Here is a 26849-nt window from a genome sequence, read left to right as displayed (position 1 = left end):
CTAGCGCACTCGGCCTGATGTCCCGGTCCGGCGACTCCGGCTGCGCTGGGTAAGCTCGCCGGATGACCATTGCCGTGACCGGATCGATCGCGACCGACCACCTGATGCGCTTCCCGGGCCGTTTTGCCGAGCAGCTGCTGGCCGAGCACCTGCAGAAAGTGTCGCTGAGCTTCCTGGTCGACGACCTGGTGGTTCACCGCGGTGGCGTCGCCGGGAACATCGCCTACGCCATGGGCATCCTCGGCGGCAGCCCCACGCTGGTCGGCGCCGTCGGCAAGGACTTCGACGAGTACCGCGGCTGGCTGACGGCCCATGGCGTCGACTGTTCGCAGGTGCTGGTGTCCGACTCCGCCTACACCGCACGATTCGTCTGCACCACCGACGAGGACATGGCGCAGCTGGCGTCGTTCTACCCCGGTGCCATGTCCGAGGCGCGCAACATCAAGCTTGCCGAGCTCGTCGCCGCCCAGGGGGCGCCCGAGCTCGTGATCATCGGCGCCAACGACCCCGAGGCCATGTTCCTGCACACCGAGGAATGCCGGGAGCTGGGTCTGCCGTTCGCCGCCGACCCCAGCCAGCAGCTGGCCCGCCTGTCCGGCGAGGAGATCCGTCGACTCATCGACGGCGCCGCCTACCTGTTCACCAACGACTACGAGTGGGACCTGCTGCTGCAGAAGTCCGGCTGGTCCGAGGCCGAGGTGATGAGCCAGATCGAGCTGCGCGTCACCACGCTGGGGGAGAAGGGCGTCGACATCGTCGGCCGCGACGGCTCGTTCATCCACGTCGACGTGGTGCCCGAGAACGAGAAGGTCGATCCCACCGGCATCGGCGACGCCTTCCGCGCCGGCTTCCTCACCGGCCGCGGCGCCGGCCTGAGCCTGGAGCGGGCCGCTCAGCTGGCCTCGCTCGTCGCCACCCTGGTGCTCGAGGCTCCTGGCCCGCAGGAGTGGACCTGGGACAAAGCCACTGCGCTGCCGCGTCTTTCGGCCGCGTTCGGCGCCGAGGCGGCCGACGAGATCGCCGCGGCCCTGGGCTAGAGCTCGACGGGGTAGACGGGCTCGCTGATCTGTGGCGTGACGCTGCCCTCGATGAAGATGGCGTGCCACAGCATGAAGATCAGCACCGTCCACAGCCGGCGGCTGTGATCGCTGACGCCGTTCCGATGCTCTTCGAGCATCTGGCGGACGGCGTCGAGGTCGATCAGATCCCCGGTCTGCGAGGCGTTGACCGTCGCATAGGCCCACTCCAGCAGCTCGCCCGAACGCAGCCAGTGCCGGATCGGCACCGGGAAGCCCAGCTTTGCGCGGTGCAGCACGTGGGCGGGCACGATGGGTTCCAGCGCGCGGCGCAGCGCGTACTTGGTGGTTGTCCGGGTGATCTTCTGGTCGTACGGCAGCTTGGATGCCACCGCGAACACCTCGGGGTCGAGGAACGGCACGCGCAGTTCCAGCGAGTTGGCCATCGTCATCTTGTCGGCCTTGACCAGGATGTCGCCGCGCAGCCAGGTGAACAGGTCCAGGTGCTGCATGCGCGCCACCGGATCCCAGCCGGCCGACTCGGCGTAGATCGGCGCCGTCACATCGGTGTGGGTCCACTCGGGGTTGAACTGCGCCAGGGTCGTCTGCAGCTGCTCGTCGGAGAAGCTGCGGGCGTTGCCGTAGTAGCGCTCCTCGAGGGTCAGGGACCCGCGGTGCAGCAGGCTCTTGCCGCGCATACCGTCGGGCAGTGACCTGGAGGCCTTGCCGAGGCTGCGCCGCAGTCCCCGCGGGACGCGGTCGAAGGCCTTGAGCGACAAGGGTTCCCGGTAGATCGTGTAGCCACCGAAAAGCTCGTCGGCGCCCTCGCCGGAGAGCACCACCTTGACGTGCTTACGGGCCTCGCGGGCGATGAAGAACAGCGGCACCAGCGCCGGGTCGGCCACGGGCTCGTCCAGGTACCAGACGATCTCGGGCAGCGCCTCGACGAACTCGGCCTGGCTGACCACCTTGGTCACGTGCCGCGCCCCGATGGCCTCGGCGGAAGCGACGGCGACGTCTACCTCCGAAAAGCCTTCGCGCTCAAAGCCGGTGGTGAAGGTGATCAGCTTGGGGTTGTGCCGCATCGCCAGCGCGGCGATGGCGGTCGAGTCGATGCCGCCGGACAGGAACGCGCCGACGGTGACGTCGGCCCGCATGTGCTTGGCGACCGAATCCTCCAGGACCGCGGTGATCTCGTCGTACCGGGCCTGCTCCTGCCCTGTGACAAATGGCACAGCGGCGAATTTCGGCTTGAAGTACCGCGTCACCTCGGGCTGCTGGCCGGGACGGATCCGGGCGTAGCTGCCCGACTCCAGCCGGCGGATGCCGCGCTGCAGTGTCTCGGGTTCGGGCACGTACTGCAGCACCGTGTAGTGCTGGACCGCGCGCTCGTCGATGCTCAGATCGATGCCGGCGCGGCCCGCGAGATCGAGGATGCACTTCTTCTCGCTGCCGACGATGGTGCCGCCGGGGCCCGTCGCCAGGTACAGCGGCTTGATGCCGAAGGGGTCACGCGCGCAGAACAACTCGCGGGTCTGCGTGTCCCACAGGGCGAAGGCGAACATGCCGCGCAGGCGGTTCAGGGCCGCCGTGCCCCAGTAGTGGTACGCAGCGACGATGGCCTCGCTGTCGCCCTCGGTGGCGAACTCGGCGCCGAACTCGTCGCGCAGCTCCTCGCGCAGTTCGAGGTAGTTGTAGATCTCGCCGTTGAACACCAGCGCGTACCGGTTCGGCGACTCCGGTGGACCCCAGCGCAGCGGCTGATGGCTGTGCGCGATGTCGATGATCGACAGCCGGTTGAACCCGAAGACGACGGTGTGGTTGGCATCGTCGTCCGCCCAGGCGCCCGACTCGTCCGGACCGCGGTGGCGCATCGGATGAGTGGCGTCCGAAACCGCGTTCACCAGGTCAGTCGAATGGTCGGCAAGAGGGTCGGCCAAGTAGGCCAGCAGTCCGCACACGGCGCCAGTATGCCTGTTCAGGCGGGTGAACTCAGAACTGGCGTTGCCGATTGGCCGGTCGCTTCGCTCGGCGCCGCGGGCGTGGTCTACGCTGCGTAGTATTCGACCGGCTTGACCGACTCCTAGGAGGGCCTCAACGTGACCGCTCGCGGGCTCCGTTTGGTGGCGTTGTCCGCCATTCTCGGCGCGTCGACGCTGCTGCTCAGCGGATGCAGCTGGCAGGAAGTCTTCGGCCTTGGTTGGCCGGAAGGCATCACGCCAGAAGCACACGCCAACCGTGACCTCTGGGTGTGGTCGGTTATCGCTTCGTTCGTGGTCGGCGCCATCGTGTGGGCGCTGATCTTCTGGGCGATGGCGTTCCACCGCAAGAAGAAGACCGACACTGAGCTGCCCCGTCAGTTCGGCTACAACATGCCGTTGGAGCTGGTGCTGACCGTCGTGCCGTTCCTCATCATCTCGGTGCTCTTCTACTTCACCGTCGTGGTGCAGGAGAAGATGATGGACCACAGCAAGCCTGCTGAGGTGACCATCGACGTCACCGCGTTCCAGTGGAACTGGAAGTTCGGCTACCAGAAGGTCGCTTTCAAGGACAACACCTTCTCCTACGACGGCGTCGACGCCGCTCGCAAGGACGCCATGGTGTCCAAGCCTGAGGGCAAGAACGAGCACGGCGAGGAAATCGTCGGCCCGATCCGCGGCACCAACCCCGAGGATCGCAGCTACCTGAACTTCGACAAGGTCGAGACCATCGGCACCAGCACCGAGATTCCGGTCCTGGTCCTGCCGAAGGGCAAGCGCATCGAGTTCCAGATCGCGTCGGCCGACGTCATCCACGGCTTCTGGGTGCCTGAGTTCCTGTTCAAGCGGGACGTCATGCCGAACCCCGAGGCCAACCACTCGGACAACATCTTCCAGGTCACCGAGATCGAGAAGACCGGTCCGTTCGTCGGCCGCTGCACCGAGATGTGCGGCACGTACCACTCGATGATGAACTTCGAGGTGCGCGTGGTGGAGCCGGAGCAGTTCAAGGCTTACCTGCAGTACCGCATCGATCACCCGAAGGCGACCAACGCCGACGCGCTGGTGTCGATCGGACTGCCGCCGGTGGCCCAGACGACCCATCCGTTCGACTCTCGCCGCGGCGAGCAGGCTGGTTCGCCGGCCCAGGCGAGCAAGTAGGGGATACGCCAAATGCATATCGAAGCCCGACTTTTCGAGATTCTGACCGCCTTCTTCGCCTTGGCGTCCGTCGGCTATGCCGCGCTCACCGCGCTGTACGCCAAGGGCGGCGTGGAATGGGCCGGCGTCACCGCGCTGGTGCTGACCACCGGTCTGTCGCTGATCATCGGCACGTTCTTCCGGTTCGTGGCCCGTCGCCTCGACACCCGGCCTGAGGACTACGAAGACGCCGAGGTCTCCGATGGCGCCGGCGAGCTGGGCTTCTTCAGCCCGCACAGCTGGTGGCCCCTGCTGATCGCGCTGTCGGCCTCGGTCACCGCGGTCGGTATCGCCCTGTGGCTGCCCTGGCTGATCGTCGCCGGCGTCTGCTTCGTGCTGGCGACCGTTGCCGGCCTGGTGTTCGAGTACTACACCGGCCCCGAAAAGCACTGACACGTACGGCCCCTGTGACCTGATCGCTCCGCGGTCAGGTCACAACCGTATGTCAGATGGTCCTCTGGCGCCGTCCGGTACGGCCATGCCGGGCCCATGTTGGGTAATGTCTGCCGAAGCGCTGGAATGTCGCGGCAAGCGGCGTTCCTCAGCTGCAGCGACATAGTGGTCGAGAGGGATAGGCGTACGTGAGCGGGTCACATTCCTCGGGCTCGGATGATGCGGCCCGGGAGTCATCGGGCGTCGGTGACGGTACAGGCGAAACCGAGATCTATTCGCAGGCCTACTCTGCGCCCGAATCCGAGCACTTCACCATTGCGCCGTACGTGCCGCCGGAGCCGGCGCTCTACGACTACGACAGCTACGAGGCAAAATCCGACGCCGATGACGCCCCGCCGCCGCGGTGGCCGTGGGTCGTCGGCGTCGTCGCCATCATCGCCGCGATCTCGCTGGTGGCGTCCGTCGCCATTCTGGTGACCCGCAATACGAGCTCGGAGACCGTGGCGACGCCGTCGACGAGCACCACGTCGGCGCCGCCGTTCCAGGACGAGTTCACCACGACGACTCCACCGCCGCCTCCGCCGCCGACGACCACCGAGGAGCCGCCGCCACCACCGCCGCCCCCGTCGACGGTGACGGTGACGCAGCCGCCGCCACCTCCTCCGTCGGAAGAGCCGCCGCCTCCGCCGCCCAGCACCGCTGCGGCTGCGCCGCCGGCGACGACGTCGGCGCCGCCGACCGGACCGCGGTATGTCACGTACCGGATTTGGGGCACCAAGGCGCCGCTGGACCGTATTTCGGTGACGTACACCGACGCCGCAGGGCGCCAGCGCACCCAGCAGAACGTCTATATCCCGTGGATGATCACTCTGACACCGATCTCGATGTCCGATGTGGGGTCGGTGCAGGCCTCCAGCCTGCTGCGGCTGAGCCACCTGAATTGTTCGATTGTGACCAGCGACGGCCAGACCCTGGCGTCGCAGACAAACGATGATTGGCAGACGAGCTGTTAATGCCGTACAACGCTGAGACTTCAACCCGGTCGCGCGTGACCGGCGGTAGCCCCGAGCAGTTGGACCGTCTCCTGCTCGGCGGGTGTGTGGCCGTGTGGCTGGCGGCGCTGGGTGCCGGGGTGGCGGCCACCGTCACACTGGTGGACCTGGGCACCAGGCATTCGTCGGGCGGTGCGGCGTCGCACACGCCGTGGCTGCTGTACTCGATCATCGGGGTGTCGGCCGCCGTGATCGTGGGCGCCATCCCGCTGTTGTTGCGGGCCCGCCGCGGTGGGGCAGCGCAGCTGCCGCTGCTCGGGGGCGGTCCGGCCGAGGCGGAGGATCGCAGCCCTTCGGGTGACGCCCAGCAGAGTGCGTTACGGTCCTTCGACGATCCGGTGGTGCGGCGCTATTCGGCGTCGCCGGCGACCAGCATGGTGGGCTTCCCGGTGGCGGCGGTGGATCAGCTGTGGCTGCGCTGCACGCTCGGGATCGCCGCGGCCATCGGCGGCGCAACCCTGTTCGTGTTCCTGGGCGCGTACATGCTGGCCAATCGGCACGACGAGCTGGCCTGGATGCTGTACGGCCTCGCTTTCCTCATCACTGCCGCAATGGCGGCGGTGCCCTGGTACTGCCTGCGCGGTCTGCACGCGGTGCTGGAGGCCTCGGCGGAGGATGCCCGCGCCGCCTAGCGTTCGGCGAAGGCGCGGACGGCGCGCTGTGCGGTGTCCCTGAGGTATTCGGGCGTCACCGCGTCGGCGGTGAACAGGGCGCGGAAGTAGACGGGGCCGGTGGCCGTCTCCAGCAGTGCGCGCGGGTCGGTGCCGGGCGGGATTTCGCCACGGGTGACTGCCCGGTCGACGATGGCGCCGCTGAGGCGGAAGCGTTCCTCCCAGAATCTGGCCTGGGCGCACCGGACGTCCTCGCTGTCGTCGGCGCCCGTCAGGGTGCCGTAGAGGACTGCGCGGACGGCCCGGTTGGCCAGTGCGGTCACGACATCACGCAACAGTTGTTCGAGGTCTCCCTGTAGCGATCCGGTGTCCGGTGTCGCGACGGCGGCCCGGGTGAAGTTCGTCAGCAGATCCGCCACCAACGCGGCCTTGGTCGGCCACCGCCGGTAGACGGTCGTCTTGTTGACCTCTGCGCGCTTGGCGACGTCGGGCAGTTGCAGGTTCTCGTAGCCGATTTCCGCGAGCAGCTCGAGCGTCGCCGCGTGCACATCGGCCACGACGCGTGCGGACCGGCCGCCGGGCCGCGGACGCGGGGCTGCGGTGCCCTCGATGGTGGTGTCGGTCACGGATTCAGTCTGGCAGGACTCTTGACCTGGCATGGCGGGACGCTCCAAGATAAAAGCAACTGTAGATGCTTTAGTGTAGGAGGTGTTCGCGTGACGAACCAGGACATCACCATCGGCACCGTGATCGCGGGCCGTGCGGTCTCTCGCGACGAGGTCCTCGCCTGGGAGGCCGAGCGCCTGCCGAAGGCCGCCCGCAAGATCGGCCTGACGGTCCCTGGCGGCGATCTGGCTCGGCAACGGGCCGCGTTCACCGACAGCAAGCTGGCTCTCGGCCCCGACGAGATTCGTCGGCGCCTGGCGCGGGACATCCACCTGGCCGGCATCGTGGCCCGTGGGGCGACGCAGCTCTCGTTCGGTCGCCGTGCGACGAGCCGATGCGACCTGCACGTCACCGGTGGCAGCGCCGGCGCATTCGTGGACTGGTTCACCGACGCCGGCCGAGATGGCTACGCCCGCAGCATGATTGCCGCGAACCCCGACCACTTCCTCATCGACACCGCGCCGGACGGACGGCAGGAAGTGATCGAGACGACGGGTGGCAGCCCGCTCGCGACGCAGTTCTTCGTCGACTACAACGACACGTCACCGCTCGTGACACCTCGGGACCCGGCGTTCCCCATCGAGGCCGCGGGAGTGGCGCGTAGCGACCGTGGCCTGGCGATCGGCGGTGTCCGGCACGAGTTCCGCGACGAGGGCGACGGTTTCCTGGCTCGCCTCTGCGTGGAGTTCCCGAGGCTGACGGCGCCGTCCATGATCGCCGCGCACCGGTGGCACCTGGCGTGTGAGTTCAGCAACTGGATCGAGGCGGCTTTCGCCCCGGTGGGGTAGGGGAGTGCCCCGAAACGACTTCGGCCCGGTCTGGTGGAAACCAGACCGGGCCGAACTCGTGCTTACAACTAGTGGTGACCGCCTGAGCCGTTGGGCGAAATCTCGTCCTGGTACTCCTTGATCGCGGTGAGCGCCTTGTGCTCGGCGGCGTGCTCTGCGTCGGCGAGGGCGGCCTGCTCGGCAGCCGAGTCAGCGAACAGGAAGCTGCCGGTGCCGGGGGAGCCGGCCGATCCGAGCTTGTTCATGCGCTTGGGCAGTGCGGCACCCTGGTACTCCAGCGGGATGGGGTGGCCGTGGTCGTCGACCGGGCCGAGCGGCTGGTGCAGCTCGATGTAGGCGCCGTGCGGCAGTCGCTTGAGGATGCCGGTTTCGATGCCGTGTTCGAGGACGGCGCGGTCGCTGCGTTGCAGGCCTACACACCAGCGGTAGGTGAGGTAGTAGACGACGGCGGGCAGGACGACCATGCCGATGCGGCCGATCCAGGTGGTGGCGTTCAGCGAGATGTCGAACTTCAGCGCGATGATGTCGTTCATCGCGGCGAGGGTGAGCACCATGTAGAACGCGATGGCCATGGCACCGATGGCGGTGCGCACGGGCACGTCACGCGGACGCTGCAGCAGGTTGTGGTGCGCGTCGTCGCCGGTGAACTTCTTCTCCAGGAACGGGTAGGCGATCAGCAGACCGAACACCACGCCCATCAGCAGGGCGACGCCCATGACGGCGGGGATGGTGTGGCCGAACGGGTAGAACTCCCATGCCGGCCAGATACGGGCCAGGCCTTCGGTCCACATCATGTAGAAGTCGGGCTGGCTACCGGCCGAGACCTGCGAGGGCTTGTAGGGGCCCAGTTCCCAGATGGGGTTGATCTGCAGCAGACCGCCCATGATGCCCAGGATGCCGGTGACCAGGGCGAAGAAAGCGCCACCCTTGATCGCGAAGACCGGCATGACGCGGACGCCGACGACGTTCTTCTCGGTACGGCCGGGGCCGGGGAACTGGGTGTGCTTCTGGAACCACACCAGCGCCAGGTGGGCACCGATCAGCGCCAGGATGATGCCCGGGATCAGCAGGATGTGCAGGGCGTACATACGCGGGATGATGATGCTGCCGGGGAAGTCCCCACCGAACAGGGCCCAGTGCATCCAGGTGCCGATGACCGGAATGCCCAGGGTGATCGAGGACAGCGCGGCGCGCAGACCGATACCGGAGAGCAGGTCGTCGGGCAGCGAGTAGCCGAAGTAACCCTCGAACATGGCCAGGATCAGCAGCAGCGAGCCGATCATCCAGTTGGCCTCACGCGGGCGGCGGAACGCGCCGGTGAAGAAGATGCGCGCCAGGTGGACCATGATCGATGCGGCGAACATCAGGGCCGCCCAGTGGTGAATCTGGCGCACGAACAGGCCGCCGCGGACCTCGAACGAGATCTCCAGGGCCGATTCGTAGGCACGCGACATCTGCACACCGCGCAGCGGCTGGTAGACGCCGTTGTAGACGACCTCGGTCATCGACGGGTCGAAGAACAGGGTCAGGTACACACCGGTGAGCAGCAGCACGAGGAAGCTGTACAGCGCGATCTCGCCGAGCATGAAGGACCAGTGCGTCGGGAAGACCTTGTTCAGCTGCCGGCGTACCGCGGCCGACGGGTGGTACCGCGAGTCGATCGCATCGCCCTGTGCGGCAGCGATGTCAGCGAGCTTGGGACTCATGATTTGCGCTCCCAGAATGCCGGTCCGACGGGTTCGATGAAGTCGCCGTTGGCGACCAGGTAGCCCTCTTTGTCAATCGTGATCGGCAGCTGCGCCAGGGCGCGGGCCGCCGGACCGAAGATCGGACGCGCGAAGTGGAGCGCGTCGAACTGCGACTGATGGCAGGGGCACAGAATGCGGTAGGTCTGCTGCTCGTACAGCGACGAGGGGCAGCCCAGGTGCGAGCACACCTTGGTGTACGCGAAGAAGTCACCGAAGTTGAAGCTCTCCTGGCCCTTGCGCTTGACCACGCGGGACAGGTCCTCGGGCTTGATGCGGATGAGCATCACCGGGTTGCGCACACCGAGAGCGATCTCGGACAGCTTCTCGTGCGATTCGAGGGTCACGCCGTCGCCATCGGACTCGCGCCACGGGAACACGGTCTCCATGCCGCCCGCGTCGAGGTCCTCGGGACGCATCTTCACGAAGGGGGACTCACCCGGCAGGCCGGTGGCCCGGGCCAGGTAGATCGTCTCGCCGTGGAAGCGGGGGGTCCAGCCGGACGTCCACAGGACGGCCTTCTTACCCTCGGCGGTCGGCACGACCGGCTTCCACGGGTTCTTGATCAGACCGCCGATGAAGGCGACCGCGGTGCCCAGGCCGAACGCACCCAGGCCGACGCCCAGCGACAGGCCGATCAGCTTGCGGCGCTTGAGGGTCGAGCCCTCGAGCGCATCGGTCAGGTTGGCCGCGACGGTGGCGCGGTGGACCTCGGGGGAGGCGCCGTCGTGACGGTCCTGGATCGAGATTTCCTCGGGGATGAACTTCTTCTGGAAGAGCACCGCACCGATGCCGATCGCGAGGATCGACAGACCGAAGGTCAGGCCGTACAGCGGGGTGGCCAGCGAGTAGATGAACTCGCCCTCCGACTCGAACGGCTTGTACTCCCACGGCCAGAACAGGAACACCAGCAGCAGGGCCAGGCCGGACAGGCCGCCGAGCAGCAGCCAGGCCGCGACCTGACGCTCGGCGCGCTTCTCCGCCTTGGTGCCCTCGACGGGCCAGCGCGGTTCCTTGAAGACGGTCGTGACGCCGTCGATCTTTCCGCCCAGTTCGAGGAGTTCTTCGCGCGACATGTCGCGCAGTTCCGCGTCACTGGGAATGTTCACGTTCTCGCTCATGCGCGAGCTCCGATCCACATAGCCGCGCCGATCACAGCGACCATCCCGATAATCCACATCGCCATGCCCTCGGGCGCGGGGCCGAAGCCGCCGAGGCCGTAGCCGCCCTGGCTGCGGGCGTTCGCCGACTCATGGACGTAGGCGACGATGTCGCGCTTCTCTTCCGGCGTCAGCTGACGATCCGAGAACTTGGGCATGTTCTGCGGGCCGGTGAGCATGGCGGTGTACACCTGCGCCGGCACTTCGGCGGCCTTGCCGAGGTCGGGCGCGTACTTGCCCGACGACAGCGCGCCACCCTTACCGGTGAAGTTGTGGCAGGACGCGCAGTTCAGGCGGAACAGGTCGCCACCACGGGCGACGTTCTCACCGAGGAACGAGTGCTGGTCGATCTTGCCGTTGGCGTCACGGGGGACCTGCGGGCCGCCACCGTTGGCCTGGATGTAGGCGCCGAGGGCGTCGATCTGGTGCTCGTCGAACGCCGGGTCCTTGCGGGGGGCCTGGGCCTCACCGCGCATGGCGGGCATGCGGCCGGTGGACACCTGGAAGTAGACGGCCGCGTCGCCGACGCCGATGAGGCTCGGGCCGCGGTCGGTCACACCCTGCAGGTTGGCGCCGTGGCACGAGACGCACGACGTTTCGAACAACTGCTTGCCGGTGCGCAGCAAAGCGAGCTGCGACTCGTCGGCGACCGCGACCTGAGGCCGCGGAGTCAGGGTGGCCGCCAGGCCACCAGCGACGAGAAGTCCGAGCAGCAGCAGCATCGCTGCCGACAAACGTCGTCGCAACCGGCGCTGGCGCTTTGTCGCCGGCCCCCCGGCTCCGCGGGACTTGCTGGTCATCGAACCCCTTCTCATCGACGAGTTGGTCATGGGACGCATCGGCGAGCCGATCATCGAACGAAGTAGATGGTGGCGAACAGGGCGATCCACACGATGTCGACGAAGTGCCAGTAGTACGACACAACGATGGCGGCGGTGGCCTGGGCCGGCGTGAACTTGCTCATCTTCGTGCGGGCGAGCAGGTACACGAATGCGACCAGACCGCCGATGACGTGCAGACCGTGGAAACCGGTGGCCAGGTAGAAGACCGAACCGTAGGCGCTGCTCGCGATCGTGGTGCCCTCTTCGACGAGCATGAAGTACTCGAACGCCTGGCCACCGACGAAGAACGCGCCCATCAGCAGGGTGATGACGTACCACCGGCGCAGGCCGAAGACGTCGCCACGCTCGGCGGCGAACACGCCCATCTGGCACGTGAACGACGACGCGATCAGCACCAACGTCACCGGAACGGCCTCAGCCAGGTTCAGGTGCGTGGGGGGCGGCGGCCACACGCCGCCGGCCTGAGCACGCGCGGTGAAATACATTGCGAACAGTCCAGCAAAGAACATCAACTCACTGGAAAGCCACACAATGGTGCCGACACTGACCATATTCGGCCGGTTCAGCGAATGCACCCGCGACGTGATCGCGGTTCCCGAGGTACCTACAGCGCTCGTCACAGCGGTAAGTATGACGCTTTGTAGTTGTTGAACTCCACCCGGGTGCCGACATTGGCCATAATCAGGTCCGTGCCAACCACCGATCCTCATCAGGAACTGACCACCGACGGGCCGCTGTGGCCCCAGATCTTGGGCCGGCTGACCACCGGCCAGAACCTTGCCGCGGGTCAGGCGGGGTGGGCAATGGACCAGGTCATGACCGGTAGCGCGACCCCGGCGCAGATCGCTGCATTCGCCATCGCGATGAAGATGAAGCGGCCGACCTCCGCCGAGGTTTCCGAGCTCGCAGAAATCATGTTGCGACACGCCCGAAAGGTGCCGCCCGAGGCGCTCGCGGCGATCGGCTCTGATGTCGTCGACATCGTGGGGACCGGAGGCGACGGTTCCAACACCGTCAACCTGTCCACGATGGCGTCGATCGTCGTCGCCGCCTGCGGCGTGCCGGTGATCAAGCACGGGAACCGCGCGGCGTCGTCGTTGTCCGGTGGTGCCGACACCCTCGAGGCGCTCGGTGTCCGGATCGACCTGTCGCCGGGCGACGTCGCCCGCTCCGTCTCCGAGGTCGGCATCGGGTTCGCCTTCGCCCCGCAGTTCCACCAGTCCTACCGGCACGCGTCCGCCGTGCGGCGGGAGATCGGGGTGCCGACGGTCTTCAATCTGCTCGGTCCGCTCACCAATCCGGCGATGCCGCGGGCCGGCCTGATCGGCTGCGCCTGGGCGGAACTGGCGGAGGTGATGGCGGGCGTGTTCGCCGCGCGCGGTTCCAGCGTCCTCGTCGTGCACGGCGACGACGGCCTCGATGAACTCACGACCACGACGACGAGCACCATCTGGCGCGTGCAGGCCGGCACCGTGGAGCGGCTGACGCTGGACCCGGCGGCGTTCGGCTTCGCCCGCGCGGACCTGAGCGAGCTGCGCGGCGGTGACGCCAAGGCCAATGCGGAGTCGGTGCGTGCGGTGTTCGCGGGTCAGAAGGGTCCGGTCCGGGATGCCGTGGTGCTCAACGCCGCGGGGGCCATGGTGGCTCATGCGGGGCTATCCAGCGACGCTCAGTGGGTGCCGGCGTGGGAGCGGGGTCTGGCCCGCGCCACCGAGGCGATCGATTCGGGCGCGGCCGAGCAGCTGCTCGCGCGGTGGGCTCGGTTCACCCAGAAGGTCTGACCGCTCTGCTTGCTGGGCCGCCGCCCGCGCGGACCGGGCGGCGGCGGCCCACTGCGCCCACCGGCCCGCGGCGGTGATCGGCAGGCAGTAGCCCGCCTCCGATTCGCTGTTGGAATCGGTACGGACGATCCGTACCCCCGGGGCGGCCAGCCAGCGCACGATCAGTGCCACCTCCTCGACGGGCGCGCCGCCCAGCGGTCGCTCTGACGGCAAGATGACCTGTGCCGCAGCGGAAATCGCCTCGACGACGGGCATCGGCGGGACCCGGCGTGGCGCGTTGCCGGCGGCCGCCAGCCGGCCGTACCGGACCACGACGAGGTGCCAGCCGCCGGCGCCGTCGGGCCGGGCGGCCACCAGTTCCGGCAGCGCGGTCAAGGCCCGCAGCCGCTGCCCCCGCCACAGCCCGTCGATCACGGTCGCGGCATGGTCCCGTAGCCGCGCCGCGGTCTCGTAGCGACCCTCCGCCGCCAGGTCGTCGATGTGTTTCAGCGCCGCGGTGAGCGCGGAATCATCAACGCCGGCAATGCTTTCCGCGGCCCGGCCGGCGAATTCGGCGTAGCCGCCGGCGGTGATACCGCGGGGCGCGGGGCACGGCGAGAGCTCGCGCTCCGGGCACTGCGGCCCGTGTTCGGCGGCGCGCGCCAGCCGCGTCGTGCAGGTCCGCACGCCCGTGAAGCGGGCCAGCAGCGCGGCCGCGTCGACAGCGTCGGCATGGGCCCGGAACGGGCCGACTGCCCGATCGTGCCGCGGTGCCCGGACCACGCTGAACCGGGGGAAGGCTTCGTCGGTGAGCACCACCCACCACCATTTGTGCGGGGCTTTCGAGCGTCGGTTGTAGGGCGGCGCGTGCGCGGCCAGCAGCCGCAGCTCGCGAACCCCGGCCTCCAACTCGTGCGCGCACTCCACGTGATCGACCCGGATGGCAAGGGACGCCATCTCTTTCATGCGCGCGCGGGGGTCGGCGCCGGTGAAGTACTGCCGGACCCGGCGGCGCAGATCGACCGCGGTACCGACGTACAGCACCTCCTCGGACGGCCCGCGGAACAGATAGACACCGGGGGAGTTCGGCAGGGCGTCGGCGAGCTTGCGGTTGCGGCGCTGGGCGCTGGTGACGTCGGGCAGATAGCCGCGCAGCTCGGCCAACGTGTGCACGCCCTGGTTGCCGATGCGTTCCAGCAGCCCGTGCAGCACGTCGACGGTGGCGCGGGCGTCGTCGAGGGCCCGGTGGGTGGGGGTGGTGGTGGCGCGGAACAACCGGGCCAGCTCGGAGAGCCGGACGCTCGGCGCCTCCTCGCGGGTCAGCACCCGGCGGGCCAGCTTGACGGTGCAGAGCACCGGCGGATTGGGCCAGGGCAGTTGCGCCCGCTCGGCGGCAGCTCGCAGGAAGCCGATGTCGAAGCCCGCGTTGTGGGCGACCAGGACGGCGCCGCGACAGAACTCCAGAAATGCCGGCAGCACCGATTCGATGCGTGGGGCGTTGCAGACCATGGCCGTGGTGATCCCGGTCAGTTGCACGATCTGCGGCGGGATGGCGCGGCCGGGGTCGATCAGGGTGCCCAGTTCCCCGATGATCTCGCCGCCGCGGATCTTGACGGCGCCGATCTCGGTGATGGCGTCCCAGCCGCCGCCGGTCTCGTCCGCCCGGGCCCGGCCGCCGGTGGTCTCCAGGTCGACCACCACGAACGTGGTGTCCCGCAGCAACGCCTCATCAAGATCGAAAGCCAGCTGGTCGGTGGCGCTGCCGGAGCCCATGACGTGACAGTAGGGGCCGGCACCGACAAGAAATCCCATCGATGTCATTCCGTTACCGATGGGCTGATCACCCGCACTTTTTTGTCGGTGGACGTCGCTAGCGTGCGCCTCAACAGATGAGAGGAGCTGCGATGAAGTTCGACAACGGGCCGGTGAAGATCGACTGCGACGACTGCGCTGTGCGTGGTCCGGGCTGTGGTGACTGCGTGGTCAGTGTTTTGCTGGGCGTGCCCGAAACCTTGCTGGACGACGAGCGTCGCGCGCTGGAGGTGCTGGCCGATGCCGGCCTCGCGCCGCGTTTGCGGCTGGTGCCGATCGGCCGGCCGAAGGACCATGACGGGTCGCAAATCGGGCCGAAGTCAAGTGCTACGGGCGTAGCGTGACGACCCTCACATTGTGATGCTGGTTAACGAGTTCGGGGATCGGGCTGATAGATTGGCCATTCCCGTTGGACAACGCCGATGCCGTTTCGTAACCTATTCGAGACCTCACTGAGTTCGAAGCGGCGTCGAACCCGCAGTTGAAGGACGCGAAATCTTGAGTCTCCACCGCACACACCGCACTATATGCGGTCTTAAACGACCAGTAGCCGGTGCGATCGCGGGGCTCACCATACTCGGCAGCGCATTGGCGGGCAACGTCCAGGCCGATCCGGCGGACGACGCCGTAGCAAAGCTCAATGAGCTCTCGCGCCAGGCGGAGCAGACCACCGAGGCCATGCACGCCGCGCAGCTCGATCTGGACAAGAAGGTGGCCGCCTCGAAGGCTGCTGAGGCCAAGCATGCCGCCGCCGCCGCGGCTGCCGAGGTCGCCCAGGCCGACCTGGCCACCTACCAGACGTCCGTCGACAAGATTGCTGCAGCTCAGTACATGGGCGGCCGGACCGACGGCATCGACGCCATCCTGACCGCGGATTCGCCGCAGGGCCTGATCGACCAGCTCTCCGTGCAGCGCGTGATGGCCAGCGAGATGGCCGCCCAGATGGCCAACTTCCACAGCGCTTCCGACTCCGCCACCAAGGCCGAGGCCGACTCGGCCAAGCTCGCCGCCGAATCCAAGACGGCCGCCGAGCAAGCCGCCGCGGTGCGGGCCGACCTGCAGTCCAAGCAAAGCAAACTGCAGGTGCAGATCGCCATCGTCAAGTCCCGCTACACCGCGCTGACGCCGAGTCAGCGGCAGGCACTCGCGGCGCTGCCGCCGGCGCCGGCCGCTGCGCCGCCGGCCCCGCTTCCGGATGGTGTCCCGCCGGCTCCTGATGCGCTGCCGCCGGCGCCTGGCGAGGATCCGTCCATCAATGCCGCCGGTCCCAACCCGCCTGTCGAGGCGGTACCCACGCCTTCGGATGGTGGCGGCACCGCTGCCGGCGCCATCGCCGTGCAGGCCGCGCTGACCCGTATCGGCGATCCGTACGTGTGGGGCGCAGCCGGTCCTGGCGCGTTCGACTGCTCGGGCCTGGTGATGTGGGCCTTCCAGCAGGCCGGCATCTCGCTGCCGCACTCCAGCTACGCGCAGGCGGCGGGGGGTCAGTCGGTGTCGCGCGACCAGATGCAGCCCGGTGACGTCGTGAGCTACTACTCCGATGCCTCGCATGTGGGCATCTACATCGGCGACGGCATGATGGTGCACGCCTCGACGTTCGGTGTGCCCGTGCGGGTGGCGCCGGTCGACAACGCGCCGATCTACAACGTGCGTCGCTACTGAGCCTCTCCCGTCGCGCAGTTCTCGGCCTGCTCTCCGCAGAGGCGGCTGCAGCCGCGTTCGTACTGAGCCGCGGCCATTCGGCTGACGTTCCGGCCGCCTCACCGCCGCCCGCGCCACCGCCGCAGCCGACGACGCCGGCCTCCCTTCGGCTCGCTGACGGCCGGACCGTCGAACTTCTGATCCTGGACCCCGGGTCGACGCTGCCGAGCCGCATCACCGCCGAACTCGACGGCGCCGTCGCCGCGGTCACCGCCTTCTGGGGCGAGGACTGGCGTCGGCAGATCACCATCGTCACCACCGGCACCGACGAGGAGTTCCGGGCCTTGGCCGGCGGCCGTGCGGAGTTCGCCGCGGCCACCACCGTCGACCGCATCGTATTCGCGCCCGGCGCCGCCGCGATGGGGCCGGGAGCGCTGCGAATCGTGGTGCGCCACGAGCTCTTCCACTACGCCTCCCGGCCCGTCACCGCCGTCGACGCTCCGTGGTGTCTGACTGAGGGCGTGGCCGACTACGTCAGCCGGCCCCGCGTCCCACCGCCCGGCCCGGCCCGCGCCAGTGAGCTCGCGGTGCTGCCCACCAATGCCGACTTCCAGGTCACCGGGCCGGCGCTGTCGCTGGCCTATGACCGGGCCTGGTGGTTCGCCCGGTTTGTCGGTGCCCGATTCGGCGATCCGGTGCTGCGCCGCCTGTATCTGGCCGCGTGTGGCATCGGGCACCCCGACCTGGACATCGCACTGGCCGCCACCCTGGGCCTGGACGGCGACGCGTTGACCGCTGCGTGGCAGCAGTGGCTCGCGGCCCGGGGCTGACGCGATAGCCTGACCGCGATGTCATCCCCGTCGCTTCGCTCGCCCAGGACGTCCCGGGTTCTGCTGCTGACCAACGATTTTCCGCCCCGCCGCGGCGGTATCCAGTCGTATCTGGAGAGCCTCGTCGGCGAGCTGCTCGGTCGCGGCTCCCACGAGCTGACGGTGTACGCGCCGAAATGGAAGGGCGCCCCGGAATACGACAAGGCCGCCGGATACGAGGTGGTCCGCCATCCGACGACGCTGATGGTGCCCGAGCCGACTGTCGCGCTGCGGATGCGCAAGCTCATCGCCGAGCACCACATCGACACGGTCTGGTTCGGCGCGGCCGCGCCGCTGGCGCTGCTGGCGCCGCTCGCGCGCGACGCCGGGGCGGCCCGGGTGGTGGCCAGTACGCACGGTCACGAGGTGGGGTGGTCGATGCTGCCCGTCGCCCGAAATGCGTTGCGCCACATCGGGAACAACACGGACGTGGTGACCTTCGTCAGCCACTACACACGCAACCGGTTCGCCGCGGCGTTCGGGCCGGAAGCGGCCCTGGAATACCTGTCGCCCGGGGTGGACGTCGACCGCTTCGTCCCCGACGAGGTGGCGCGGGCCGAGCTGCGCGCCCGTTACGGACTCGGGCAGCGGCCGGTGATCGTCTGCCTGTCCCGGCTGGTGCCGCGTAAGGGCCAGGACATGCTGATCCGGGCGCTGCCCGTCATCCGGGAACGGATCGACGGTGCCGCACTGGTGATCGTCGGCAACGGGCCGTACCGCGACGATCTGCAGAAGCTGGCGCAGCGCTACGGCGTCACCGACCATGTGGTGTTCACCGGCGGCGTGCCCGGCGACGAGCTACCGGCCCACCATGCGATGGCCGACGTCTTCGCCATGCCGTGCCGGACCCGGGGGAGCGGCCTCGACGTCGAGGGCCTCGGCATCGTCTTCCTCGAAGCCTCCGCGTGCGGTGTGCCGGTGATCGCCGGTGACTCCGGTGGCGCACCGGAAACCGTCGTGGAGGGCAAGACCGGCCACGTGGTCGACGGCCGCGACGTCGCTGCCATCGCCGCCGCCATCGGTGACGTCCTGGCCGACCCCGACCGGGGCGCCGCGATGGGCGCCGCCGGCCGTCAGTTCGTCGTCGACAACTGGCAGTGGAAGCTCAAGGGCGAGCGGCTCTCCGAGTTGCTCTAGTGCTGCTCAGCTGTACAGCGCCGCGATCTCGGCTGCGAACTTCTCGGCCACGACCTTGCGCTTGACCTTGAGCGTCGGCGTCAGCTCACCGGTGTCCTCGGTGAAGTCGACCGGCAGGATCCGGAACTTGCGGATGGCCTCGGCCTTGGACACCGTCTGGTTGGCGTCGTCGACGGCCTTCTGGATCTCGGCGACCAGCGCCGCGTCTTCGGCCAGGTCGCCCACGGATGCGCCGGCGTCCTTGTTGTTGCGCTGCTTCCAGCCCTCGAACGCCTCGGGGTCGATGGTGATGAGCGCGGCGATGAAGGGTTCCTGATCGCCGACACACATGGCCTGGCTGATCAGCGGGTGCGCGCGCATGACGTCTTCCAGCGGGGCCGGGGCGACGTTCTTGCCGCCCGCGGTCACGATGATCTCCTTCTTGCGCCCGACGATCGACAGGTAGCCGTCGTCGTCGATGGCGCCGAGGTCACCGGTGTGGAACCACTCGTCGGTGAAGGCCTCGTCGGTGGCGGTCGGGTTGTTCCAGTAGCCGCTGAACACCACGCCACCGGAGAGCAGCAGCTCGCCGTCGTCGGCGATGCGCATGTTGTTGCCGGGCACCAGACGGCCCACCGTGCCGACCTTCAACTCGCCGATCCGGTTAACCGTGATGGCCGCGCTGGTCTCGGTCAGGCCGTAGCCCTCGTAGATGGTGACGCCGACGCCGCGGTAGAAGTGGCCGAGGCGGGCGCCGAGCGGCGCGCCACCGGAGATGGCGCCGACGCACTGCCCGCCCAGGGCGGCCTTCAGCTTGCCGTAGACCAGCTTGTCGAACACCGTGTGCTTGAGGTTGAGCAGCAGGCCGGCACCGCCGGTGTCCTGCGCCTTGCTCCACTCGATGGCCGTGTCCGCGGCGATCTGGAAAATCTTGCCCTTGCCGTCGTTGCGGGCGTTCTGCTCGGCGGTGTTGTAGACCTTCTCGAACACGCGCGGCACCGACACCACCAGCGTCGGCTTGAACACCCCGAGGATCGGCACCAGGTTCTTGATGTCGCTGGTGAAGCCGAGCGTCACCTGATTGCTGAAACCGGCCACGGCGACCGCGCGGGCCAGCACGTGCGCCAGCGGCAGGAACACCAGCAGCTTCTGGCCCTTGGCCAGCAGGTCGGGGAAGCAGGCCTTGACGCCGCGCAGCTCCGACAGCAGGTTGGCGTGGGTCAGCTGGCAGCCCTTTGGGCGGCCCGTGGTGCCGGAGGTGTAGATCAGGGTGGCCGGGTCACTCGACTTGATGGCGGCCAGGCGGGCGTCCAGCTCGGCGCGGTCGACGCCGGCGCCCGCGGCGGCCAGCTCATCGAGGGCGCCGCCGTCGATCACCAGCACCTCGCCGAGTGCGGGCACCTCGGCCCGGATCGACTCGATCTTGGCGGCATGGGAATCGGCCTCGGCGAACGCCAGGACGGCGCCGGAGTCGGCCAGCACGTGGCGGATCTGATCGGCGGCGGAGGTCTCGTAGATGGGCACCGTCACCGCGCCGATCGACAGGATGGCGAAGTCGATGATGGGCCACTCGTAGCGGGTCGCCGACAGCAGCACCACGCGGTCACCGGCCTTGACGCCCTTGGCGATCAGGCCGAGCGCGGTGGCGCGGACCTGAGCGGCGACCTCGGCGCTGCTCACGTCGGTCCAGGTGTCTCCGACCAGGCGCTGGATGGCTACGTGGTTGGGATCATTGCGCTCGAGGGAGTACACCGGGGCGACGACGTTGTCGTATTCGCCGATGGTGAACGATGCGGGAACGCTGAACTCACGCACTGTGTGGCCTTTCGGGTCAGAGCAAAGCAGTACTGGCAGCCATGCCGTGACAGCAGCGGCCGTGCTCAGCGTAGTCGGGTGCTTCATCACACTGTGGGGCCGTATGTGAAGCTGGTGGAGATGAACAGCATCCAGATCGCCGACGAGACCTTCGTGTGTGCCGACCCAGCCGCTGTCGGTGCCGCCGTGGCGAACCCGAGCAGCTGGCGGCGGTGGTGGCCGGACCTGTCGCTGACCGTCGTCGAGGACCGCGGTCCGGCGGGGCAGCGGTGGACGGTCACCGGCGCGCTGACCGGGACCATGGAGGTCTGGCTGGAGACCGTCATGGACGGCGTCGTGCTGCATTACTTCCTGCACGCCGAGCCGACGGGCGTCACGGGTGCGGCCTTGGCCGAGCTGAACCTGGCCGAGCTGAACCATCGGCGCCGGGTTGCCGGTAAGAACATGGCCTTCGAGATCAAGACCGACCTCGAGCGCAACCGCCCGGTGGGTGTGTCACGGTTGGCCTGAGAGGCTGCATCGCCCGGCCGCGCGTGGACGCTGGCGGTACATTGAGAGCTCGGCTGACGGGTGCGTGGCGCCTGAGCCGGCATCGTTAACTCGGGGAAGTGGACACGTGGCGGACAAGACTTCGCAGACCATCTACATCGACGCCGACCCGGCGACCGTGATGGACGTCATCGCCGACATCGGCTCGTACCCGGATTGGGTCGCCGAATACCCGGAGACCGAGGTCCTCGACACCTACGACGACGGCTACCCGAAGACGGCCCGGATGGTGCTCGACGCCACGGTGCTCAAGGACACCATGGTGTTCGCCTACACGTGGCCCGCCGACCGCAAGTCGGTGAGCTGGTCCCTGGTGTCGAGCTCGCTGCTGAAGGCCCTCGAGGGCACATACCGCTTGTCGCCCAAGGGTTCTGGCACCGATGTGACGTACGAATTGTCGGTCGACCTGATCATCCCGATGATCGGATTGCTCAAGCGCAAGGCCGAGCGCCGCCTGACCGACACGGCGCTCAAGGACCTGAAGAAGCGAGTCGAGACTGAGTGAGGCGGACCCTGCTGGGCGTGCCAGGATCAGTCTGTTCGTCGGTAAGGGTGGAGTAGGCAAATCGACGGTGGCCACGGCCACCGCGGTGCGTGATGCCCGCAGCGGCCGGCGGGTGCTGATCGTCTCGACCGACCAGGCCCACTCCACCGGTGACGTGCTGGGCGCGGAGGTCCACCCCACCGGGTTGCGGATACCGACGCAGGTGCCCGTCGACGACGGTGCCGGCGTCATGCTCGATGCCCTGGCGCTGGACACCCTGGCACTGCTGGAGGCCAGGTGGCGTGAGGTGGCCGCGGTGCTGGTCGCCCGGTTCCCCGAATCCGATGTGGGAGACGTTGCCCCGGAAGAACTCTCGGCGCTGCCCGGGATTCAGGAAGTGCTGGGCCTGCACGAGGTGGCCGAGCTCGCGGCGTCGGGCAACTGGGACCACGTGATCGTCGACTGTGCCTCGACCGCCGACGCCATGCGGATGCTGACCCTGCCGGCGGCGTTCGCCCTGTATCTGGAGAAGGCCTGGCCTCGGCACCGGCGGCTGTCGGTCGGTCTGGCCGACACGAAGACCCTTGCGATGGTGTCCCTTGTCGAACGCCTGGCCGCCGCCACAGAGGCGCTCGGTGAGCTGCTCGACCAGCCGGACGTCACCGCGCACCTGGTGCTCACCCCGGAACGGGTGGTGGTGGCCGAGGCCGTCCGCACGTTGGCGTCGCTCACGTTGATGGGTGTGCACGTCTCCGAACTCATCGTGAATCAGGTTCTGATCCAAGATGATTCGTACGAGTACGTGAATCTGCCCGCGCACCCGGCCTTCGACTGGTACGCCGAGCGCATCGCCGAGCAGCGCAGCATGCTCAGCGACCTGGACGCCGCCGTCGGCGACGTGCGGCTGGTGCTGGTGCCGCACCTGGCGGGCGAGCCCATCGGCCCGAAGGCGCTGGGGGAGCTGCTCGACGCATCGCGGCTGCGGCACGGTACCCCGCCGCCCCCGCCGCCGCGGCCCATCGTCGACCGCGAATCGGGCTCAGGATTGGCCGCCGTGTACCGGCTGCGGATAGAATTGCCGCAAATCGACCCGGAGTCTCTGACCCTGGGGCGCGTCGACGATGACCTGATCATCGGCTCGGGTGGTACCCGGCGCCGGGTACCGTTGGCATCTGTCCTGCGTCGTTGCATCGTGACCGGCGCGTCGTTGCGCGGCAGTGAACTGACCGTCCGTTTTCGCCCTGACCCGGAGGTGTGGCCCAAGTGACGCACACCAATTTCGGGGCAGACGCTCTGGGCGACCTACCGGTGGATCTGAAGCTCCTGGCACAGGCCCTGATCGACAAGATCGATCCCGTCGTCCGGCTGTCGGTGGCCATGCTGGCCGACGGCGAGAATCCGAGCGAATGCAAGCAGGTGTGGTGCCCGGTATGCGCCCTGGTCGCGTTGGCCAACGACGAGCAGCATCCGATGCTGACGGCCATCGCCGAACACAGCACCACGCTGCTGGATGCGGTCCGCGCCGCACTCGCCGCCCAGGGGCCCGCCGGCCCGCACCCCGAGCCGCCGACCGACCCGTCCGGTCCCGGCGGCAAACATCGTCAGCCCGACGAGCCCCCGAGTCCGGCAGGCCCGGGCCGTTACCAGTCCATCCCGGTCTCTGTGGAGGAATAGCGAGTCCGCTGCGGGCTGTGGTCGGGCCGACAGTCGGTGGGTAAAGTTGTCGGGGGCACCGTCCGGGTGCGCGCTGCGGGAGGTTCGATGTTCTTCTGGTTGTACAAGTACATCTTGATGGGCCCGTTGCTGACGCTTCTGGGCCGTCCGAAGGTCACGGGGCTCGAATACGTTCCCGACCACGGCCCCGTCCTGCTGGCCAGTAATCACCTGGCCGTCGTCGACAGCTTCTACCTGCCGCTGGTGCTGCGCCGGCGGATCTTCTTCCTGGCCAAGGCCGAGTACTTCACCGGGACCGGCATCAAGGGCAAGCTGATCAAGTTCTTCTACTCGTCGACCGGGCAGGTGCCCATCGACCGCACGAACGCCGATTCCGCGGCGGATGCACTCACGGCCGCGGCCAAGATCCTGGACCAGGGCAAGCTGCTCGGCATGTACCCGGAGGGCACGCGCTCTCCGGACGGCAAGCTCTACAAGGGCAAGACGGGCCTCGCCCGCATCGCACTGGAGACCGGCATCCCCGTCATTCCCGTCGCGATGATCAACACCGACGTGGTGAACCCGCCGGGCAGCAAGATGTGGCACTTCGCCCGCGTCGAGGTCAAGTTCGGCAAGCCGATGGACTTCCGCCGCTTCGAGGGCCTGGCCGGTAACCGGTTCATCGAGCGCGCCGTGATCGACGAGGTCATGTACGAGCTGATGCGGCTGTCGGGCCAGGAGTACGTCGACCTCTACGCGGCCGACGTCAAAGAGGGCAAGACGCCGCCGCCCGCGATCAAGGCGGGCTGAACGCGCCACAACGATTAAGCCGAGGATTGCGGTCACCTGATGACACCAATCCTCGGCTTACGTGATTCGGTGGGTCGGCACTCCGAACGTGGTGGCGGAAAATCGGCTGTCGGACCGCCGCGTGGTTGCCGTCGCGCCGGTTGAGCCCTGCCGTGTTCAGTTGGTCGCCGAGACCGGTGCCACGTGCTTCGTCGCGTCGGCGTCCGACGCGCCGCGGCCCGTGATGGTGCCGGCCGCGGCGATCACGGCCAGTGCCCACCACACGTACGAACTGCCGATCACCTGGCGCCACAGCGTCGCGTCGACCTCGTGGTGCTCGGGCAGCAGCCGGATCGGGGTGAAGACCAGCAGGACGGCGCCGACGGCGCTGACCGCGGCGAGGGCGGCATTGCGCTCCCGGTAGGCGAGCACGGTGATGGTCACCATGGTCGGCAGCGCCCACACCCAGTGGTGCGACCACGACACCGGCGACACCACCAACCCGAACATCGCCACGCACATCAAGGCCAGCACCGGCTGCCCCGCGCGGAGCACGCGGCGCGCCGCCCAGACCGTCAGCGCCAGCACCGCGAAGCACAGCAGAACCCACAGCACGAATCGCGGCGTCGCCGAGAGCCCGAACCGGGCCAGCGTGCCCGAGATGTTCTGATTGGTGTTCAGCGTCGCGGTGCCGATGCGGTCGGTGTTGCGGACTGTCTTGGTCCAGTACTCCCACGAGTCGCCCCACGCCAGGGCGAACGCGAACAGCGTGACCACGACCGACGACGCCACCGTCGTCAGCAGCGCGCGGAAATCGCGACGCAGGAGGAAGTACAGAAGGAACACGGCCGGGGTCAGCTTGAGGGCGATCGCCACGCCGAGCAGGACGCCGCGCGGCCACGGGGTGCGGCGGGGGACGCAGTCGGCGATCACCACCGTCATCAGGACGACGTTGATCTGCCCGAAGTTGAAGTTGGACCGCACCGGTTCGAGGAACAGCACGGCCGGTCCGACGATGGCGACGGCCAGCCAGCAGCGGCGGGCCAGCGCCGAGCCGCCGAGCCGTGACTGCGGCCAGACATCCAGCCGGGTCAGCACGATCACGATCGACACCAGCAGCAGCACCAACGTCGTCACCGTGATGGCGACGCTCGCTCCGGGCAGCGGGAGCCAGGCGAACGGTGCGAACATGATCGCCGCCAGCGGCGGGTAGGTGAACGGCAGGTCGACGCCCGCCTCGGTGCGGAAGATCGTGCTCTCGCTGTACAGCGGGGTGTTGTTCAGCCAGGCGCGGCCGCCCATCCGGTACACGTCGATGTCGATCCGGTACGGCGTATGACCCAGCAGCCGCCAGGCGCCCCATACCAACGCCAACATGGCCAGCAACTGCAACAGCCGCCAGGCCAGCCGTTGTCCGGAGGCGGGCCACGACCAAGTTCCCATACGCATCTCGCCGGACAGCCTATCGGGGGGACCGGCGCGTCGATGCCCTGCGGGGCAGTGACACGCATGCACGGGCGTAAGTTTCTGCCCGTGCGGTCGCCCTTACCTACGGAGTTCGTATCCAGTGGGCGGCTGCCGCTGTTGTGGTGCCTGATTGCGTTCATCCTGACGTTTTTCGTCACCCGCACCGTGGTCCGGTATATCCGGGCCCACGCCGACAACCCGGCGCCGCGCAAGTGGTGGCAGCCGCGCAACATCGGTCACGGCGGGCTGCACATCCACCACGTGGTGATCGGCGTTGTGCTGGTGATGGTGTCCGGGGTGACCATGGTGACCCTCGCGGTCGACGGCGGTGTCCCCGAATTCACGGTGGCGGCAATCTTTTTCGGTATCGGTGCGGCACTGGTCCTCGACGAGTTCGCGCTGATCCTGCACCTGTCGGACGTGTACTGGGCCGAGGACGGCCGCACCTCGGTGGACGCGGTGTTCGTCGCGGTCGCGGTGGCGGGGCTGCTGGTCCTGGGGTTCAACCCGTTGTCGTTCTTCGACATCACGGTCTGGCGCGACGACCAGGATGTCGGCGCCCGGGTCATGGTGGTGGCGCTGGCGCTGGGCACCCTGGCGCTGGCTGTCATCGTGCTGTTCAAGGGCAAGGTGTGGACCGGCCTGATTGGGATGTTCATCACACCGCTGCTGGTCATCGGTGCCATTCGGCTGTCGCGGCCGCATGCGCCGTGGGCGCGTTGGCGCTACACCAGCCGCCCTCGCAAGATGCACAAGGCGCTCGAGCGCGAGCGGTGGCTGCGCCGGCCGGTGGTCCGCGCCAAGCTGTGGTTACAGGATGCGATCGCCGGTATGCCAAAGTTTCCCGACGACGCGGCCGTTGACCAACAGCTCGACCGCGAGATCCATGCGGCGCCCGCGCCGCCGGACCGAACGCCCTCTGACGTTAATGAAGTGGTTGCCTGAATGAAGTTCTTCTACGACACCGAGTTCATCGACGACGGCCGCACCATCGACCTGATCTCGATCGGTGTGGCCGCCGAGGACGGACGCGAGTACTACGCCGTGTCCTCGGAGTTCGACCCCGACCGGGCGGGCTCCTGGGTGCGCAAGAACGTGCTGCCGAAGCTGCCGTCGCCGTCGTCGCAGGTGTGGCGGTCGCGCCGGCAGATCCGCTCGGAGCTCGAGGACTTCTTCGACATCGACGGCGACGAGCCGATCGAACTGTGGGCCTGGGTCGGTGCCTATGACCACGTGGTGCTGTGCCAGCTGTGGGGGCCCATGGCCGACCTGCCGCCGGCCATGCCGCGCTTCACGCGGGAGCTGCGGCAGTTCTGGGAGGACTGCGGCAGCCCGCGGATGCCACCGCGGCCCCGCGATTCGCACGATGCGTTGGTCGACGCGCGCCACAACCTGAACCGCTACCGGCTGATCGCCGAGATGATGACGGCGCCTCGTTAGTT

Annotated in this window: 26 protein-coding genes and 1 pseudogene; 18 read left to right on the top strand and 9 right to left on the bottom strand. The window is 68.2% G+C overall.

Translation table 11 applies throughout. The features are described from left to right. Positions 1–62: 62 nt before the first annotated feature. Positions 63–1037, top strand: coding sequence for a carbohydrate kinase family protein (locus EB75_RS26010; protein ID WP_073698121.1), 975 nt, complete (start codon positions 63–65; stop codon positions 1035–1037). Here the strand turns inward: EB75_RS26010 and asnB are convergent. Next, on the bottom strand, positions 1034–2977 hold the full coding sequence (gene asnB / locus EB75_RS26005) for an asparagine synthase (glutamine-hydrolyzing) (protein WP_073698120.1): 1944 nt from the start codon (positions 2975–2977) through the stop codon (positions 1034–1036). The two genes, EB75_RS26010 and asnB, sit on opposite strands and share 4 nt — an antisense overlap. Positions 2978–3115: 138 nt before the next feature. Between asnB and ctaC the strand changes: the two genes are divergently transcribed. The 4 genes from ctaC to EB75_RS25985 all read left to right on the top strand — a co-directional run bounded on the left by ctaC (position 3116) and on the right by EB75_RS25985 (position 6272). Continuing rightward, the gene (gene ctaC, locus EB75_RS26000) at positions 3116–4156 is read left to right on the top strand and encodes an aa3-type cytochrome oxidase subunit II (protein ID WP_073698119.1); all 1041 of its coding nucleotides are present in this window, start codon (positions 3116–3118) and stop codon (positions 4154–4156) included. 12 nt (positions 4157–4168) lie between these two features. Then, on the top strand, positions 4169–4588 hold the full coding sequence (locus EB75_RS25995; protein ID WP_073698118.1) for a cytochrome c oxidase subunit 4: 420 nt from the start codon (positions 4169–4171) through the stop codon (positions 4586–4588). 188 nt (positions 4589–4776) lie between these two features. Next, the gene (locus EB75_RS25990; protein WP_073698117.1) at positions 4777–5601 is read left to right on the top strand and encodes a hypothetical protein; all 825 of its coding nucleotides are present in this window, start codon (positions 4777–4779) and stop codon (positions 5599–5601) included. Then, entirely contained in the window at positions 5601–6272 is a 672-nt protein-coding gene (locus tag EB75_RS25985) for a DUF2561 family protein (RefSeq protein ID WP_073698116.1), read from the top strand. Before EB75_RS25990 ends, EB75_RS25985 begins: the two co-directional genes overlap by 1 nt. On the opposite strand, the gene EB75_RS25980 is transcribed toward EB75_RS25985, so the two are convergent. After that, positions 6269–6877, bottom strand: a complete 609-nt coding sequence (locus tag EB75_RS25980; protein ID WP_286150327.1) for a TetR/AcrR family transcriptional regulator — start codon at positions 6875–6877, stop codon at positions 6269–6271. The two genes, EB75_RS25985 and EB75_RS25980, sit on opposite strands and share 4 nt — an antisense overlap. Before the next feature lie 90 nt (positions 6878–6967). Between EB75_RS25980 and EB75_RS25975 the strand changes: the two genes are divergently transcribed. Continuing rightward, a complete protein-coding gene (locus EB75_RS25975) occupies positions 6968–7705 on the top strand; it encodes a Rossmann-fold NAD(P)-binding domain-containing protein (RefSeq protein ID WP_142239827.1) in 738 nt (245 codons plus the stop codon). A 68-nt stretch (positions 7706–7773) separates the two neighbouring features. Here EB75_RS25975 and qcrB read toward each other — a convergent pair whose 3' ends face one another. The 4 genes from qcrB to ctaE are packed head-to-tail and all read right to left on the bottom strand — an operon-like array spanning position 7774 to position 12072. Further along, positions 7774–9411, bottom strand: a complete 1638-nt coding sequence (qcrB, locus tag EB75_RS25970) for a cytochrome bc1 complex cytochrome b subunit (protein WP_073698114.1) — start codon at positions 9409–9411, stop codon at positions 7774–7776. Then, on the bottom strand, positions 9408–10571 hold the full coding sequence (gene qcrA / locus EB75_RS25965) for a cytochrome bc1 complex Rieske iron-sulfur subunit (protein ID WP_073698113.1): 1164 nt from the start codon (positions 10569–10571) through the stop codon (positions 9408–9410). Before qcrA ends, qcrB begins: the two co-directional genes overlap by 4 nt. Then, entirely contained in the window at positions 10568–11410 is an 843-nt protein-coding gene (gene qcrC, locus EB75_RS25960; RefSeq protein ID WP_073698141.1) for a cytochrome bc1 complex diheme cytochrome c subunit, read from the bottom strand. The genes qcrA and qcrC overlap by 4 nt, the downstream gene beginning before the upstream one ends. Before the next feature lie 50 nt (positions 11411–11460). Further along, positions 11461–12072, bottom strand: coding sequence for an aa3-type cytochrome oxidase subunit III (ctaE, locus tag EB75_RS25955; protein WP_073698112.1), 612 nt, complete (start codon positions 12070–12072; stop codon positions 11461–11463). A gap of 51 nt (positions 12073–12123) precedes the next feature. On the opposite strand from ctaE, the gene trpD reads away from it, so the two are divergent. Next, the gene (gene trpD, locus EB75_RS25950; RefSeq protein WP_502689402.1) at positions 12124–13233 is read left to right on the top strand and encodes an anthranilate phosphoribosyltransferase; all 1110 of its coding nucleotides are present in this window, start codon (positions 12124–12126) and stop codon (positions 13231–13233) included. Here trpD and EB75_RS25945 read toward each other — a convergent pair. Continuing rightward, a pseudogene (locus EB75_RS25945) lies at positions 13171–14985 on the bottom strand (DEDD exonuclease domain-containing protein); the annotation flags it as partial. The gene trpD and the pseudogene EB75_RS25945 overlap by 63 nt on opposite strands. Positions 14986–15101: 116 nt before the next feature. Between EB75_RS25945 and EB75_RS25940 the strand changes: the two are divergent. The 4 genes from EB75_RS25940 (at position 15102) to EB75_RS25925 (ending at position 18671) form a co-directional block, all read left to right on the top strand. Continuing rightward, positions 15102–15368 carry a hypothetical protein gene (locus EB75_RS25940; RefSeq protein ID WP_073698109.1) on the top strand — a complete coding sequence of 89 codons (267 nt, stop codon included), beginning with the start codon at positions 15102–15104 and terminating at the stop codon, positions 15366–15368. A 154-nt stretch (positions 15369–15522) separates the two neighbouring features. Next, entirely contained in the window at positions 15523–16686 is a 1164-nt protein-coding gene (ripC, locus tag EB75_RS25935) for a peptidoglycan hydrolase RipC (protein ID WP_073698108.1), read from the top strand. Positions 16687–16748: 62 nt separating this feature from the next. Continuing rightward, on the top strand, positions 16749–17495 hold the full coding sequence (locus tag EB75_RS30070; protein ID WP_073698107.1) for a hypothetical protein: 747 nt from the start codon (positions 16749–16751) through the stop codon (positions 17493–17495). Positions 17496–17513: 18 nt separating this feature from the next. After that, complete coding sequence (locus tag EB75_RS25925; RefSeq protein WP_073698106.1) at positions 17514–18671, top strand: glycosyltransferase family 4 protein; 1158 nt, start codon at positions 17514–17516, stop codon at positions 18669–18671. A gap of 6 nt (positions 18672–18677) precedes the next feature. Here the strand turns inward: EB75_RS25925 and EB75_RS25920 are convergent, their stop codons facing one another. After that, entirely contained in the window at positions 18678–20465 is a 1788-nt protein-coding gene (locus tag EB75_RS25920) for an AMP-dependent synthetase/ligase (RefSeq protein WP_073698105.1), read from the bottom strand. Positions 20466–20585: 120 nt separating this feature from the next. Here EB75_RS25920 and EB75_RS25915 point away from each other — a divergent pair, with 120 nt between their 5' ends. The 5 genes from EB75_RS25915 (at position 20586) to EB75_RS25895 (ending at position 23961) form a co-directional block, all read left to right on the top strand. Then, positions 20586–20975 (top strand): polyketide cyclase / dehydrase and lipid transport, encoded by a 390-nt coding sequence (locus tag EB75_RS25915; RefSeq protein ID WP_073698140.1) that lies wholly within the window; start codon positions 20586–20588, stop codon positions 20973–20975. A gap of 106 nt (positions 20976–21081) precedes the next feature. Beyond that, a complete protein-coding gene (locus EB75_RS25910; RefSeq protein ID WP_073698104.1) occupies positions 21082–21519 on the top strand; it encodes an SRPBCC family protein in 438 nt (145 codons plus the stop codon). Then, entirely contained in the window at positions 21512–22765 is a 1254-nt protein-coding gene (locus EB75_RS25905) for an ArsA family ATPase (RefSeq protein ID WP_073698103.1), read from the top strand. The genes EB75_RS25910 and EB75_RS25905 overlap by 8 nt, the downstream gene beginning before the upstream one ends. Then, the gene (locus tag EB75_RS25900) at positions 22762–23172 is read left to right on the top strand and encodes a hypothetical protein (protein ID WP_083612575.1); all 411 of its coding nucleotides are present in this window, start codon (positions 22762–22764) and stop codon (positions 23170–23172) included. The genes EB75_RS25905 and EB75_RS25900 overlap by 4 nt, the downstream gene beginning before the upstream one ends. A gap of 87 nt (positions 23173–23259) precedes the next feature. Continuing rightward, on the top strand, positions 23260–23961 hold the full coding sequence (locus EB75_RS25895; RefSeq protein ID WP_073698102.1) for a lysophospholipid acyltransferase family protein: 702 nt from the start codon (positions 23260–23262) through the stop codon (positions 23959–23961). A gap of 156 nt (positions 23962–24117) precedes the next feature. Here EB75_RS25895 and EB75_RS25890 read toward each other — a convergent pair whose 3' ends face one another. After that, complete coding sequence (locus EB75_RS25890; protein ID WP_073698138.1) at positions 24118–25383, bottom strand: glycosyltransferase 87 family protein; 1266 nt, start codon at positions 25381–25383, stop codon at positions 24118–24120. Positions 25384–25473: 90 nt separating this feature from the next. Here EB75_RS25890 and EB75_RS25885 point away from each other — a divergent pair, with 90 nt between their 5' ends. Continuing rightward, positions 25474–26352: a hypothetical protein gene (locus EB75_RS25885; RefSeq protein WP_286150324.1), complete on the top strand. Its 879-nt coding sequence runs from the start codon at positions 25474–25476 to the stop codon at positions 26350–26352. Then, the gene (locus EB75_RS25880; RefSeq protein ID WP_073698100.1) at positions 26353–26847 is read left to right on the top strand and encodes a polyadenylate-specific 3'-exoribonuclease AS; all 495 of its coding nucleotides are present in this window, start codon (positions 26353–26355) and stop codon (positions 26845–26847) included. The last annotated feature ends 2 nt before the right edge of the window (positions 26848–26849 follow it).

Origin of the sequence: Mycobacterium sp. ST-F2 (assembly GCF_001905655.1) — a bacterium.
Taxonomy (GTDB): Bacteria; Actinomycetota; Actinomycetes; order Mycobacteriales; family Mycobacteriaceae; genus Mycobacterium.
The sequence above is the reverse complement of the archived record's forward strand: the minus strand, read 5'-3'. Positions and strand labels throughout refer to the sequence as shown.

Bases quoted from the DNA above. Each gene is read 5' to 3' on its own strand.
- qcrC (WP_073698141.1), bottom strand. From the start codon at position 11,410: ATGACCAGCAAGTCCCGCGGAGCCGGGGGGCCGGCGACAAAGCGCCAG.
- qcrA (WP_073698113.1), bottom strand. From the start codon at position 10,571: ATGAGCGAGAACGTGAACATTCCCAGTGACGCGGAACTGCGCGACATG.
- EB75_RS25940 (WP_073698109.1), top strand. From the start codon at position 15,102: ATGAGAGGAGCTGCGATGAAGTTCGACAACGGGCCGGTGAAGATCGAC.
- EB75_RS25995 (WP_073698118.1), top strand. From the start codon at position 4,169: ATGCATATCGAAGCCCGACTTTTCGAGATTCTGACCGCCTTCTTCGCC.
- EB75_RS25915 (WP_073698140.1), top strand. From the start codon at position 20,586: ATGAACAGCATCCAGATCGCCGACGAGACCTTCGTGTGTGCCGACCCA.
- EB75_RS25890 (WP_073698138.1), bottom strand. From the start codon at position 25,383: ATGGGAACTTGGTCGTGGCCCGCCTCCGGACAACGGCTGGCCTGGCGG.
- qcrB (WP_073698114.1), bottom strand. From the start codon at position 9,411: ATGAGTCCCAAGCTCGCTGACATCGCTGCCGCACAGGGCGATGCGATC.
- EB75_RS26010 (WP_073698121.1), top strand. From the start codon at position 63: ATGACCATTGCCGTGACCGGATCGATCGCGACCGACCACCTGATGCGC.
- EB75_RS25925 (WP_073698106.1), top strand. From the start codon at position 17,514: ATGTCATCCCCGTCGCTTCGCTCGCCCAGGACGTCCCGGGTTCTGCTG.
- EB75_RS25880 (WP_073698100.1), top strand. From the start codon at position 26,353: ATGAAGTTCTTCTACGACACCGAGTTCATCGACGACGGCCGCACCATC.
- EB75_RS25895 (WP_073698102.1), top strand. From the start codon at position 23,260: ATGTTCTTCTGGTTGTACAAGTACATCTTGATGGGCCCGTTGCTGACG.
- EB75_RS25985 (WP_073698116.1), top strand. From the start codon at position 5,601: ATGCCGTACAACGCTGAGACTTCAACCCGGTCGCGCGTGACCGGCGGT.